Source organism: Halobacteriovorax marinus SJ (assembly GCF_000210915.2).
Classification (GTDB): domain Bacteria; phylum Bdellovibrionota; class Bacteriovoracia; order Bacteriovoracales; family Bacteriovoracaceae; genus Halobacteriovorax; species Halobacteriovorax marinus.
In genome coordinates, this window is record NC_016620.1 from 3,183,559 (window position 1) to 3,195,547 (window position 11,989).

The window sequence follows — 11,989 nt, forward strand, 5'->3', positions numbered from 1 at the left end:
TGTGACAAATCTTTTATACTTAAATAAATGAAATGTCTTTACTTATAATACATCGCATTGATTTCTTTGTCTATTTTATAGTAAAACCAACGACTTATTGTAATAATTATACCACATTTTAGTGGTGCTCTAGCTGTTTGCCATTAAAATCGTGATCAGAATAGACGATTCTATCATTCATTTCATGGTTAAAGCCGTATATCTCTTTGATATTGCTTACGTTTCTAAAAATCGTATTGCACTTATAACAAATCGCAATCTGGCTCAATTTTCTAAATAATATGAGGTCCATTGCGTAGAGAACAAGAAAAGATATTCCATACGTCCAGATTGAGAGGATTGCCGCCACAATAAATAAGGCCACACCAATTTTTCGATTAAAATCTTTCTGTGAATAGAAGTCTTTTCTTTCGCAACATGGGCACTGCTTTAAAATACCTGTCTCATGCTCCTCACTGAAATGAACGGGAGTTTCTTTTTCGCAGACATCACACTTTGCAATCTTGGCCTCAGTGCTTGGTAAAACGTGAACTCCTGAACCGCATTCAGAACAAGTTAAAGTAACTTCCATCATATTAGTAATCCATATTTAAAATATAAATACGCTGAAACTAGCTCTCCTACAAAGACAAAAATTGTCATGGCGTACAGTACTCCTGTAGCACTTTGAGTGGAGCGAATCTTCACTAGTTTCCAAGTAAAAATACTCATTGCGAAGATGACAACATAGCCCCAGCCAACACGCATAGTCAACATTAACCAGTTAAATGCGTAACCTCCACCTAGCTGAGTGAACTCCTTGAAGAAGCCCCAATTCTGATATGTTTCATATGAAGACCAAACAACTTTAATTGCTAGAATCGCCCAGAGAATAAGCACACAAATTTTCAGTGGCTTCTCACTTAATTTTGGAACGACTAAGTAGTAGTGACCAAGAATCATTGCGTAGGTAATAATCCCATTTAGAATCGCCGAACTCAGACCAAAGCGGTACTGAGTGCTCCAGCCATTTTGAAAGTCCATTAATAGATAGAGCATAGCGAGGTTGTGAACGACAAAGAGCACCCACATAAAAATAGTTTTCTCGTCTTTGTGCAATTGTCTTATTAAGAAGAAGGCCGCTATCGCAATATAGTAAATTCTAGAAACTGGATCTGTTAAAGTTCCATAGGATAAGTGAATAAGGAACCCAATTGAAACTGAGCCTAGGCAAACACTATTAATTAACTTCTGAAATCCTGCCCCAGTTAGCTTTGGACTTGCAATCCAAGTAAATAACCCTATTCCAAGTGCTAGAGTCATAAAGAAAAACTCTGCTACATTTAAGATTTCTGCGCCCATATATTCTCCAACATTCCTGCTCTTTGATGCCTATCTATATAATTTAAAAGGTCGTCTATTATTTCATAATTTACTTCGGGAAGTCTCTCTTTATAAGGTAAAGACATTTCATTGAAGTTAAATTTAAACCACTGCCCATTGGCGGGACTTACATCATCCCCCTGCGCAAAGTGCACAAAGAGACAGACACTTCTATCTTTGTAAGTATGTGTCTTAATCTTAAAGAGGAAGGTCTTCGAAAGCGAAACACTGGCCTCTTCTAGGAATTCTCTACGTGCGGCTTGATGAGAATCTTCACCTGCTTCGATTTTTCCGCCGGGAAACTCTAGCAATCCGTTAAGGGGTCCATCTTCAACTCGCTCCTGCATCCACAGCTCAAGAGAGCCTTTTTCTATAGATCTAATCAGAATGACAATTGAAACTGGAGTAACCATGAGTAACCTTAAAATTTTTATAATACTTTCTAGCAAAAATAAAAAGTGACCACAAGTCTTGAGATATTGACACCCATGGTCTATAAGCACTTTATGCGAAAATTACCTTTCAAAGAGAGATCACTTTTATTTGCACCTATGGAGGGAGTAACCGACGAGCCCTACCGTATTGCTATTGAAAGGGCCTTTCCTGAATGGGATTACCTATGTACTGACTTCCTAAGAGTTCCCACTGTAGGGTCATTCTCTACTCAGAAAATAATTGGTCACTACGGTGAAAAGGTTCTAAGCACTCCTGAACTTAGAAAGAAGACAGGATTTCAAATCCTCACTAGTTACCGCGCTCAAACTAAGGAGATGGTCTCTAGGCTCAATTCAATAGAAGAAATTGAGCATCTTGATTTAAACCTCGGTTGTCCTTCTAAGAAAGTAAATGCCCACAAAGGTGGAGCCTACCTCTTAAGTGAAATGGATGAACTTAGAGAGATCATAAAAATAATTAGAGAAAACTTTAAAAGAACTTTCACGGTAAAAATTAGAATCGGCTACAAGAATACAGACCGCTTCCTTGACTCACTAAAACTCTTTGAAGATGAAGGTGTTGAGGCCATAACAATTCACGGCAGAACTAGAGATCAGCTCTACCGAGGCCTCGCCAATTGGGACTACATAAAGCAAGCAGTTAAAAGCGTTAATATTCCAATTATAGGAAACGGTGACGTTTGGACTGTTCACGATATTGATAGAATGTTCGACTACTGTGAGTGCGATTCAATTATGCTAGGAAGAGGGGCTTTAAAAACGCCATGGCTTGCTTCGCTCTACTATCAGAATAAAGATTCTTTAGATGATCTCGATGACTACACTCTATTAGAAGCTAGAAAGACATTTATTCAAAACTACTTTGATGAACTTGAGAGAGAGTATAAGAAAGAAGAAAATCAAAATATTAGAATTCTAAATAGGTTTAAGTCTTTTTCTCGCTATCTCTTTGATGATTTTGAAAACCCTGAACAATTGCGATCTAGTTTTTTACGAGCGAACTCTCTCGACCACTTTAAAGACCTTCTGTACGGAATTTAATTAACTTCAACAATCTCTTTCTTTGAAAAATTAATTCAAAGTATAAACCTCCGATTAGTGAGGCCATAAAAATACCTTTCATACTAATGAGAAAGCAAAGAAAGGAAATGATTATTGGTGGTATAGAGCGAAGAAAAATTCTTAAATAAAACTTAGAGCTCAGAGAAACAAGAAAATTATCTACTCCAAAAACAAAGCGTAACAGTGAGAACTTATATTTCTTTAACTCTAGCCTCTCTCTCAAACTTGGTGCATGAATAGTAAAGCTCCAACAAAATCCTAAAATTATATAATTTAATGTTTGGAAACTTAAATTTATAAACCAAAGAATAAGAGTTAAAAAAAAGAGAGCAACTAGATAAGTTACTAAATATTTATTTTCTCTATTTAATTCCATTTTCTTACACCGCTACATAAGTCGTTATTAATATTATAGCAGAGAAATTATTACCATCTCTTATTTTTTTCTAAGCACATTTATAATGAAATCTACCATTTTGGAGGATACATGAAAAAGCTAATTACTATCTGCGCCCTTGCAGCTTCTTTTACTACATTTGCTGATTGTACAAACAGCTTTAACAAGGGTGTCACTCAATACAACCTCGGAGCAAGTTATTTTCAAGATGGGATGAATCACTATCAAAGAGCTGTAGATGAATCTAGAGGCCAAGGTAGAAGATCAATTATCTGTGAAGCCCTTTTAAAGTCCAATACAGGTTTTGATGTTGCAACAAGATCATTCTTAAGTTGTACGACGGCATTTGGAGAAGCGGCTTCAAGTTGTTCTGGAACAACTGGACAAATCGCTAGAGATAATCAACAAACATGCGCAGAAAACCACAGTGTTTCAGAGGATAACTATGCCGCTATCTTAGAAACACTTAAGGCCACTTGCTTTGGAGAAGAGGGGAATACTCTCATTAATACTGTCGTTAGAAGTTTATAATTCTAAAGTAGCACCGAGACTTCTCGGTGCTCAATCTTAAAGACACTCTTTCTTTTTTAACCTAGCAGAGAAATCATAGAAGAGACCTCTTCTTACAGATGAGAAGTAAAAGTCTCCTTCAATCTCATCTCCCACAATTTTAAATTTTGCATCAACTAGGAAATCAACTTTAATTCTTTCATAATTAGAGCTGTAGTACATTATATCTTCATTCATCTTAAAGGAGATTTCATTTCCTACTTTTGTCCACTCACCTTTTTCGACAGGAATAATGACGTTAGAAAATCCGTACCAAGGGTCGTTATAGCCATTGAAGACACTTACTACTAACGTTTTTAATTCTTTAAAAGTTTCAAGGTCACGGTAGTATTGATTATCTGTTAGAAAAAATTCACTCTGCGAATTGAGTGCTGATGGCCCACTTACTACATCTTGAGCATTAAAAGAAATAGTCTCATAACATCCTTTAAGTTCACTATAAGCAAGAGAGTTTAAAGATAGAAAGACTAAGAATAGAATTGATAACTTCTTCATGAAATAAATCTCCAGTAAAAAATTTAAATTAATTTTAACATAGAGATTTACTTTTTAGGATAATGTTAGATTTCTTGAGAATAAAAAAACCATCCAAACTGGATGGTTTTAATATTTTGTGTTTTGTTCGCGTTTTGTACGATCCTTGCTCGCGCGCGATCCGCCCATGCATTTTGTACGTGCTCCTTGCTCACACGACAGGCGCTAACGCTTCTGTCATGTGCCAAGGTGCCTAGCGACGTCAAAACGCTTTCGCGTTTTGCACGCGCGGCTACTTCGCAACGCCGATGGCCTTAGTCTCTCTCACAACTGTAATCTTAATTGTTCCAGGGTAAGACATCTCTTCTTCAATTTTCTTAGCAATATCTCTTGAGAGCATCACTGTCTGCTCATCACTTACTGAATTATTTTCAACAATAACTCTCACTTCTCTACCACCAGAGATTGCATAAGACTTTGAAACACCTTCAAAGCTATTCACAATTTCTTCAATATCTGTAAGACGTGAAACGTAAGACTCCATCATCGCTTTTCTTGCACCTGGACGAGCACCTGAAAGTGCATCACCTGCAGCAACAATATGAGCTAGAACAGATTCTGGTTTCTCATCATCGTGGTGTGCTCTAATCGCATGTACAATATCAGGAGACTCTCCGTACTTCTTAGCAAAGTCTGCACCTGTTACAGCGTGAGAACCTTCTGCTGAAGCATCAAGTACTTTTCCAATATCGTGAAGAAGACCTGCTCTTCTTGCCTGCTTAACGTTTAACCCCATTTCAGCGGCCATAGCTCCACAAATAAATGCGGCTTCAATTGCGTGCTGATATTGATTTTGAGTATATGATGTTCTCCAATTTAGAGCACCAACTAACTTTAAGATCTCTGGGTGAATTCCGTGAACACCTATTTCCATTTGTGCTTTTTCACCAAGAGAGAGAAGTTGTTTCTCCATTTCAGTTTTAGACTTATCATGAAATTCTTCAATTTTTGCTGGGTGGATTCTACCATCAGCAATGAGTTTTAAAATTGTCTGTCTAGCAATCTCTCTTCTCACAACATTAAACGAAGAAATAACAACAACTTCAGGTGTGTCATCAATAATTAAATCAACTCCACAAATTTGTTCGAAGGCCCTAATGTTACGACCTTCACGACCAATTAAACGCCCCTTAACGTCATCAGACGGAAGCTCAACCGTTGAGATTGTTTTCTCTGCAACGTGCTCTCCAGCAAATCTTTGAATGGCGATACCAACAATTCTCTTTGCTCTTTCTTCCGCTTCTTCTTTCGCTTCTTCCTCTAGGCGAACAAGTCTTTTAGAGAAGTCTACTTTCGCGTCTTCTTCCATTAAAGAAATAAGCTCTTCCTTTGCTTGCTCTTCTGTAAGCTTGGCCACTTCAGTTAGCTTTACAACAATTTCTTCTTGCTTAGCCTTGAAACGTCCTCTCTCTTCATCAGCACTTCTCTTTGCTTTTTCAAGATCTGCTTCTTTGTCAGCAAGACGAGCTTTTTCCTTAGTTGCTTCTTCTAACTTTGAATCAAGCTTAGCTTCTTTTTGAGCAATTTCTTTTTCTTGATCTTTAATTTCTTTCGTTCTTTGACTGATTTCTCTGTCTAGATTTTGCTTTTCTTCCTTAGCAATCTCTTTAGCTTCTTTTCTAGCTTTATAGGCTAAATCCTTCGCCTTCTCTTTCGCCTCTTCGATGATTTCATCACCCTTCGACTTTCTTTCATTCAATTCCTTCATTGCTTGCGAATTTCTAACAAAAAATCCCGCTCCCGCACCAACGATTAGAAAAAGAATGGATGCAAGAATAACTTCTATACCCATCTCTTTACTCCTTTATTATTTCAAACTTCAATGATTTCTTTATCTGTGACAATCCAATTTAGATAACAATCGTGATCTTCCATTGGGATGTCAGCAATTAATTGCTCATCGAAACTTAAACCTATGGTTATACCTTTATAATTCTTTAAATACTTATCGTAATAACCCTTTCCGCGACCAAGTCTCTCGCCATTTCTTCCAAAGGCAAGGCCCGGAACAACTAGAATATCTGGATCAATTTCCAAGCACTCTAATCTGGGCTCAAATATCTTTACTTTAAAACTCGATTTCTCAACCAAGTCTTCATACCTCGACTCTCTAAAAACCATCTGTCCCAAATCATTTACACTTGGAAAAGCTAGCTTGAAGCCTTGGCCCTTTAACCCACTCACAATATCTATCTCATCAGAAAGTGGAGCAAAAAGTCCTATCGTTTTATCACTGGAAAGAAGGGAGAGATCCCCAAGAAGTTTTGTAAAATAGCTTAAGCAAGAGAGCTCTTTCGATTTTTTTTCTTCAGCATTGAAATTATTCAATCTCTCTCGAAGAATTTTTCGAAGATTTTCTTTACTCAAAATTTACTTCCACTCTTTTGTAAGAGAAGAATTAGATAGTAGAAGGAGACACTTCTTCAATAAATTGAAGAGCATCACAAGCTGTCGTATGCAATCTTGATATATTATTTTCGAAGTCTTTCTCAATTGAAAGTTTTTCATTCGCCACTTTTAAAGCCGCTAACGTTGCAACTTGGGCAATATCTAATTGAGGAGATTTTTGTCTAATTTCCTCAGTAATTTGCTGTACGTAACTCACAACCTCATCTGCTGAAATACTTGCCTCAGACTCATCTGGTGTGAACTTGATTTTATATCCTAGTACGTTAAATTCTTTTTCTTCTCTTATACTTTCCATCTCTTAAATATTACCCTTAAAGGAGCATTAGAGTCAATCTACTTACTATTACTCAAGGTCCAAAAGGGCGTCCAAGTACTCACTGAGATTGAAGATATTCAGATCCTCGACCTGCTCTCCAACACCAATGTACGCAATTGGTACTTTTAATTTATCAACAATTCCTATTGCAGAACCTGCTTTAGAAGATCCGTCGCATTTCGTAAAAATTAATCCTGACAGCCCAAGAGTATTATTAAACTCTTCAGCCTGTCTCAAAGCGTTTTGACCCGTAATGGCATCAATTACTAAGAGAGTCTGATGTGGCGCAGAGTCATCCAGCTTCTTCAAAACGTCTCGACTCTTCTTAAGCTCTTCCATAAGGTTACCTTTTGTATGTAACCTTCCTGCAGTATCTAAAATACAGTAGTCCGCACCCTCATTAATAGCCGTTTGCAGAGCATCATATCCTACGCCACTAGGGTTTGCTCCTTCTTTGGCCCTAATCATCTGAGCTCCGGCCCTTTGACACCAAACTTCTAGTTGATCCACTGCTGCAGCTCTAAAGGTATCACAAGCACCAACGACAACTTTTGCTCCCTGAGCAGTGAGCTTCGTCGCAAGCTTTCCAATTGTAGTTGTCTTACCAGCGCCATTAACACCAACGACCATGATAACCTTTGTTTTTCCACGATTCGCTTCATTAAACTTATAAAGGTCGCTATCAACCGTTGCCTGTACGCCATTCATTTTTGAATCTAAGAAAGTCTTTAAGTATTTCTTAAACTCTTTCTCACCGAAACCATCTTTCTTGGCCTCTTCTTCAAGACCTTCAATTAATTCAACTGCGATAGTTGGACCAATATCTGCACCATAGAGAAGCTCTTCAACCTCTTCTAATGTGTCATCATCCAATCCTTTCCCAGTAAAAATAGCTCCAATCTTTCCCCACACTTCAGAGCTTGAACGCGAAAGCCCTTTTCTAAGCCTATCTCTCCAGCTTATTTCGACTACTTTCTCTTCAACTTTTTCTTCAGCAACAGGAGTTGGTTCTTCTTTAGGTGACTCCTCTTTCGCCAGAGCGTCTTTCTCTACTTCATCAGCACTTTGCTTGGCCTCAATCTCTGCACTGACCTGCTCAACTTCATCTTTAAAAGTTGGCTGATCCTTAATTTGTTCAGGAGTCTCTAACTTCTTTGTTGGTGATTTTCTAAAAAGAAGAAATAGAACTAATACGAGCAGAAGGGATAGCCCTCCTCCTGCACCATAAACATGGTTAATATCTGCAGTTAAGTTTTGACCTGTCTGGTCATATAGATTTTGAAGTAATTTAATTAAATCATTCATTAAAAATCCTCTTGTGTATTTTGTGCACCCATTGATATGTCATAGAAAAAAGAAAATCAACACATGGCGCGGTGAAAGGTGAAAGAGAAGAGTGAACGCTTAAAAAAGCTTCAAAAACTATTTAAACTCCAACAATTCATAAGAGACTTTTTTCTAGAAAGAGAATTTATTGATGTTCTTACTCCTCCGATGGTGCAAAACCCTGGAATGGAAACTCACATCCACCCCTTCCAAGTTAGAAGTCCGCACAATAAAGAAAACCTTGAGCTCTACTTACACACATCACCTGAGTTTCATATGAAAGAGCTCCTTTCTCTAGGCTTTTCAAAAATTTATAATATTTCATATTGTTTTAGAGATGAGCCAAACTCGACTCATCATCGCCCGCAATTTCTAATGCTCGAGTGGTATAGAACGCAAGAGTTTTACACTACTATAATGAAGGATACAGAAGATCTTTTTAAATATTGCTGTGAAAAAATGCTCGCCAGTGGAGAAGAAATTAAAAGCGAGCTCAAGAATTTCTCTCCAATGAAGAAGACTGTTCAAGAAATATTCTTAGAAGTTCTAAAAATTGATATTTTGGAATACCTAGAAAAAGATAAGTTATTGGCACTCATCAGAGAGCGCTTCCCGCAGGTTCCTCTTCCACCAGAAAAAGACGACCACCTCTTAAGTTGGGACGATGGTTACTTTCTTTTATTTCTAAATGAAGTTGAACCAAAGTTAAAAGAGTACCCTTTTATTATTTTATATAATTTCCCACATCACTTAAGTGCTTTATCAACAATCAACAAAGATGACTCCCGTGTTTGTGACCGCTTTGAAGTCTATAGCTTTGGTATTGAGTTATGTAATTCGTTTAATGAGCTTACTGAGTTAGATTTACTAAGAGAGAGATTTAATGAGCAAGGACGACTAAAGGAAAACCTTTATCAGTACAAACTACCAGAGCCAAGCGAATTCTATAAGACGATGAAAAGTCTTCCAACTTCCAGTGGTATTGCACTAGGAGTTGAAAGACTACTTATGTCTATTTGTGATATTGAAAATCCGTTCTACTACTGATTAGTAGCATTGAATAATTTATGAAGCTTTATAATGACTTCAGACTTTACGTGTTGAACCGGAACAAACTCGGCCCACTTTCTATGCCTTTCTCTTGAAGTACTTACACGAATTTTATTCGTAAAATAAGTTGGATACTTCTTCGCTACCTCAGCAGAGAATACGGCATACCAATCATAGAAGAGATTAACATCTTTAAAGAGTAGCTCGTCGATTATCTCAAGCGTTTGCTCTACTAAAACTCTCTTTAGAGTATAGAAGTTTGTCTTTTCCAAAGAATCTTTAGAAATATTCTTATCCATAAAAGATGAAACATAGTACTGAGCAAATTTAATTCCAGAGTCAGTCATTGGAGAATCATAATTTTCCATCGCTGCATAAGTATTATCTAGGACGAGGGCCCTATAAACTCCCTCACGACTTCCCCCTTGAGTAATAACATTCATCCATTTAGCGATATCATTATCATTAGGCTTCACTCTTCGTGCTGATTCATAAACTTCAAATAAAAAAGAGAGGTCTGCTTTCTCCATTTTATCTTTAGAGATTTTTGATTTTGTTTTATCGACGAATTCAGGACGAGTAGACTTTGCATCTTTATTAACAACTGGAATTTCAGGCAACTTAATTGATTGCTCCTTCTCTCCAAATAATTTTACAGCAATCTCTTCTCCTAAGTATTGCTCTACATAAGGTCTTACTTTGTCACTCCAACTTTCAGCTTGTACGCTGCTAATACTTAGTGACATCATTAATACAATTAAAATCTTTCTCATTCTTCTACCTTTATTCTTTAATTATTTCTTTAACACTTCCCCATGTCTCTTCTAGGCTCGTAGCCTTTTCAAGTAAAAGAGGAAGTATCTTTTCAACTAGATCTGGATTTGATTTCCAATTATCGTTAACAAGGGCCAACGACTGCGCAATTGCAGAAATACTCGAATTCATGTCGTGAATTAATTTACTCTTGTCCACAGCCCTTTCCTATTCTCTCAGATATACGATAAAAAGCACTATTAGATATCTTTAAGACCCCTAAAGATTTCCTCACTTTATCATTATTATTCTTTAGCACTTGTGAAACTGCATCCTCTTCAACTTTTTCTACAAAGGCCTTTAGCCCATTTATTTGAATGTATTCCATTTGCATCTTATTTAAAATACTTCCCTCTAGGGCCGGAGAGAGTTCACTTGAATCTAAACAAGAGCTCTTAGTAACTCCTAAGATATGAGAAGGGAGATCATCTACCTTTATAATTCCATGAGCTTTCGCCTGAAGAATTTCTACAACTTTTCTAAGCTCTCTTATATTTCCAGGCCACGAATATTTTTCAAGTAAAGTCTTAACTTCTGCTGACAGAACGACTCTCCTCTTTCCCTGTCCTAAGAAATGCTTAATCAAAAGAGCGATATCTCCTTTTCTCTTACTTAAGGCCGGAAGCTCAATATTAAATCCCTCTATCCTAAAATAGAGATCTTCCCTGAAGTCTCCATCTTTGACCATTTGCTCGAGGTCCTCACAGGTTGCACTCACTAAGCGAAAGTCGGACTTAACCATCTTTTCACTCCCCAGTGGATAGAATGACTTTTCATCAATTGCCTTAAGAATTTTCTTTTGAAGAATCATTGGCATTGTCGCTATTTCATCTAGAAATAACGTCCCACCATCTGCTAGTTCAAACTTTCCTTTCTTAGAACTCTCGGCTCCCGAGAAAGCTCCCTTTTCATACCCAAATAGTTCTGCTTCTAAAAGGTTCTCAGGAATTTCAGAGCAATTGAGATGAATAAACTTATCATCATTCTCAAAAATCAATTCATGAACAAGCTTTGCAATGAGCGTCTTTCCTGTTCCTGTTGGCCCTTTTATAAAGACCGGCTTATTAGCAGAAATAACCTCACTAATAATTTTCAAGCTATCAATTAACTTCTGATCTTGAGTGATATATTTTCTTGAGAAGAACTTCTTTAGAGTAGACTCTTTAGAGAGTACTTTATACTTTCTAAGTACAAGCTCTAAAGCATCCTTATCAAAAGGTTTAGAAAGATAATCCTCACAACCTCTTAAATAAGCTTCCTCAATATTGGTCTCTTCTTCTCTTCCTGATAAGACAACAGGGTAAGCTCCCGATGACTTCACTAGTGGAATAAGGTCTAGGCCAGCTAGATCTCTTTCAAGATCTAGATCAATCCATGCTAAATCAAATTTTTCTGATTCAATTAATTTCGTTGCTTCTTGTGAGTTCTCAGCTTCCCTTACTAGACCATGATCTTTGAGTAAAGTTACTAAGTTTAATCTCGAAAGTGCATCATCTTCTATAACGAGAAAGTTTAACGTCTTCTTGCTCACTGTAAGCCCCAGAAATAAAAAGGATTAGTCTTTATCCTATTGTATTTTCCAAGCTCAATTTAAACAAATTTAAATTCAATGGGCAGAGATTTAACCCCTTGTAAAAATTGAGATGATTAAGAAAAGCTTATTTTTAAGGATAGTTCTAGAATTGAGTAAGACTT

14 protein-coding genes are annotated in these 11,989 nt (G+C 37.0%); 3 read left to right on the top strand and 11 right to left on the bottom strand.

Features of this window, described 5'->3' with window-relative positions; all coding sequences use genetic code 11:
* Window positions 1-118 precede the first annotated feature (118 nt).
* From BMS_RS15190 to BMS_RS17215, 3 genes are read right to left on the bottom strand one after another with little or no spacing between them, the layout of a single operon-like run.
* Window positions 119-574 carry a hypothetical protein gene (locus BMS_RS15190; RefSeq protein ID WP_014245709.1) on the bottom strand — a complete coding sequence of 152 codons (456 nt, stop codon included), beginning with the start codon at window positions 572-574 and terminating at the stop codon, window positions 119-121.
* Window positions 571-1,341 carry a hypothetical protein gene (locus BMS_RS17210; RefSeq protein ID WP_014245710.1) on the bottom strand — a complete coding sequence of 257 codons (771 nt, stop codon included), beginning with the start codon at window positions 1,339-1,341 and terminating at the stop codon, window positions 571-573. The genes BMS_RS15190 and BMS_RS17210 overlap by 4 nt, the downstream gene beginning before the upstream one ends.
* Window positions 1,323-1,775: an NUDIX domain-containing protein gene (locus BMS_RS17215; protein WP_014245711.1), complete on the bottom strand. Its 453-nt coding sequence runs from the start codon at window positions 1,773-1,775 to the stop codon at window positions 1,323-1,325. Before BMS_RS17215 ends, BMS_RS17210 begins: the two co-directional genes overlap by 19 nt.
* A gap of 93 nt (window positions 1,776-1,868) precedes the next feature.
* Here BMS_RS17215 and BMS_RS17220 point away from each other — a divergent pair, with 93 nt between their 5' ends.
* Window positions 1,869-2,858 (top strand): tRNA dihydrouridine synthase, encoded by a 990-nt coding sequence (locus BMS_RS17220; protein WP_157868305.1) that lies wholly within the window; start codon window positions 1,869-1,871, stop codon window positions 2,856-2,858.
* A gap of 508 nt (window positions 2,859-3,366) precedes the next feature.
* Window positions 3,367-3,807: a hypothetical protein gene (locus tag BMS_RS15215; RefSeq protein WP_014245714.1), complete on the top strand. Its 441-nt coding sequence runs from the start codon at window positions 3,367-3,369 to the stop codon at window positions 3,805-3,807.
* A gap of 36 nt (window positions 3,808-3,843) precedes the next feature.
* On the opposite strand, the gene BMS_RS15220 is transcribed toward BMS_RS15215, so the two are convergent.
* From BMS_RS15220 to ftsY, 5 genes are all read right to left on the bottom strand, one after another.
* Window positions 3,844-4,341 carry a hypothetical protein gene (locus BMS_RS15220; protein WP_014245715.1) on the bottom strand — a complete coding sequence of 166 codons (498 nt, stop codon included), beginning with the start codon at window positions 4,339-4,341 and terminating at the stop codon, window positions 3,844-3,846.
* A gap of 271 nt (window positions 4,342-4,612) precedes the next feature.
* The gene (gene rny / locus BMS_RS15225; RefSeq protein WP_014245716.1) at window positions 4,613-6,172 is read right to left on the bottom strand and encodes a ribonuclease Y; all 1,560 of its coding nucleotides are present in this window, start codon (window positions 6,170-6,172) and stop codon (window positions 4,613-4,615) included.
* A 20-nt stretch (window positions 6,173-6,192) separates the two neighbouring features.
* Window positions 6,193-6,747: a 5-formyltetrahydrofolate cyclo-ligase gene (locus tag BMS_RS17225; protein ID WP_014245717.1), complete on the bottom strand. Its 555-nt coding sequence runs from the start codon at window positions 6,745-6,747 to the stop codon at window positions 6,193-6,195.
* 31 nt (window positions 6,748-6,778) lie between these two features.
* Window positions 6,779-7,084, bottom strand: a complete 306-nt coding sequence (zapA, locus tag BMS_RS15235) for a cell division protein ZapA (RefSeq protein WP_014245718.1) — start codon at window positions 7,082-7,084, stop codon at window positions 6,779-6,781.
* A gap of 48 nt (window positions 7,085-7,132) precedes the next feature.
* Window positions 7,133-8,410 carry a signal recognition particle-docking protein FtsY gene (ftsY, locus tag BMS_RS15240; RefSeq protein ID WP_014245719.1) on the bottom strand — a complete coding sequence of 426 codons (1,278 nt, stop codon included), beginning with the start codon at window positions 8,408-8,410 and terminating at the stop codon, window positions 7,133-7,135.
* 78 nt (window positions 8,411-8,488) lie between these two features.
* Between ftsY and BMS_RS15245 the strand changes: the two genes are divergently transcribed.
* Window positions 8,489-9,478 carry an amino acid--tRNA ligase-related protein gene (locus BMS_RS15245; RefSeq protein WP_014245720.1) on the top strand — a complete coding sequence of 330 codons (990 nt, stop codon included), beginning with the start codon at window positions 8,489-8,491 and terminating at the stop codon, window positions 9,476-9,478.
* Here the strand turns inward: BMS_RS15245 and BMS_RS15250 are convergent.
* Genes BMS_RS15250 through BMS_RS15260 form a run of 3 tightly spaced genes read right to left on the bottom strand, consistent with a single transcriptional unit; the run spans window position 9,472 to window position 11,825 of the window.
* The gene (locus BMS_RS15250; protein ID WP_044557705.1) at window positions 9,472-10,254 is read right to left on the bottom strand and encodes a hypothetical protein; all 783 of its coding nucleotides are present in this window, start codon (window positions 10,252-10,254) and stop codon (window positions 9,472-9,474) included. The genes BMS_RS15245 and BMS_RS15250 overlap by 7 nt on opposite strands.
* A 10-nt stretch (window positions 10,255-10,264) precedes the next feature.
* Complete coding sequence (locus BMS_RS15255; RefSeq protein ID WP_014245722.1) at window positions 10,265-10,453, bottom strand: hypothetical protein; 189 nt, start codon at window positions 10,451-10,453, stop codon at window positions 10,265-10,267.
* Window positions 10,440-11,825, bottom strand: a complete 1,386-nt coding sequence (locus tag BMS_RS15260) for a sigma-54-dependent transcriptional regulator (RefSeq protein ID WP_014245723.1) — start codon at window positions 11,823-11,825, stop codon at window positions 10,440-10,442. Before BMS_RS15260 ends, BMS_RS15255 begins: the two co-directional genes overlap by 14 nt.
* Window positions 11,826-11,989 lie beyond the last annotated feature (164 nt).

Coding starts and splice junctions, on each gene's coding strand:
- BMS_RS15190 (WP_014245709.1), bottom strand. CDS start 574: ATGATGGAAGTTACTTTAACTTGTTCTGAATGCGGTTCAGGAGTTCAC.
- BMS_RS17210 (WP_014245710.1), bottom strand. CDS start 1,341: ATGGGCGCAGAAATCTTAAATGTAGCAGAGTTTTTCTTTATGACTCTA.
- BMS_RS17215 (WP_014245711.1), bottom strand. CDS start 1,775: ATGGTTACTCCAGTTTCAATTGTCATTCTGATTAGATCTATAGAAAAA.
- BMS_RS17220 (WP_157868305.1), top strand. CDS start 1,869: ATGCGAAAATTACCTTTCAAAGAGAGATCACTTTTATTTGCACCTATG.
- BMS_RS15215 (WP_014245714.1), top strand. CDS start 3,367: ATGAAAAAGCTAATTACTATCTGCGCCCTTGCAGCTTCTTTTACTACA.
- BMS_RS15220 (WP_014245715.1), bottom strand. CDS start 4,341: ATGAAGAAGTTATCAATTCTATTCTTAGTCTTTCTATCTTTAAACTCT.
- rny (WP_014245716.1), bottom strand. CDS start 6,172: ATGGGTATAGAAGTTATTCTTGCATCCATTCTTTTTCTAATCGTTGGT.
- zapA (WP_014245718.1), bottom strand. CDS start 7,084: ATGGAAAGTATAAGAGAAGAAAAAGAATTTAACGTACTAGGATATAAA.
- ftsY (WP_014245719.1), bottom strand. CDS start 8,410: ATGAATGATTTAATTAAATTACTTCAAAATCTATATGACCAGACAGGT.
- BMS_RS15250 (WP_044557705.1), bottom strand. CDS start 10,254: ATGAGAAAGATTTTAATTGTATTAATGATGTCACTAAGTATTAGCAGC.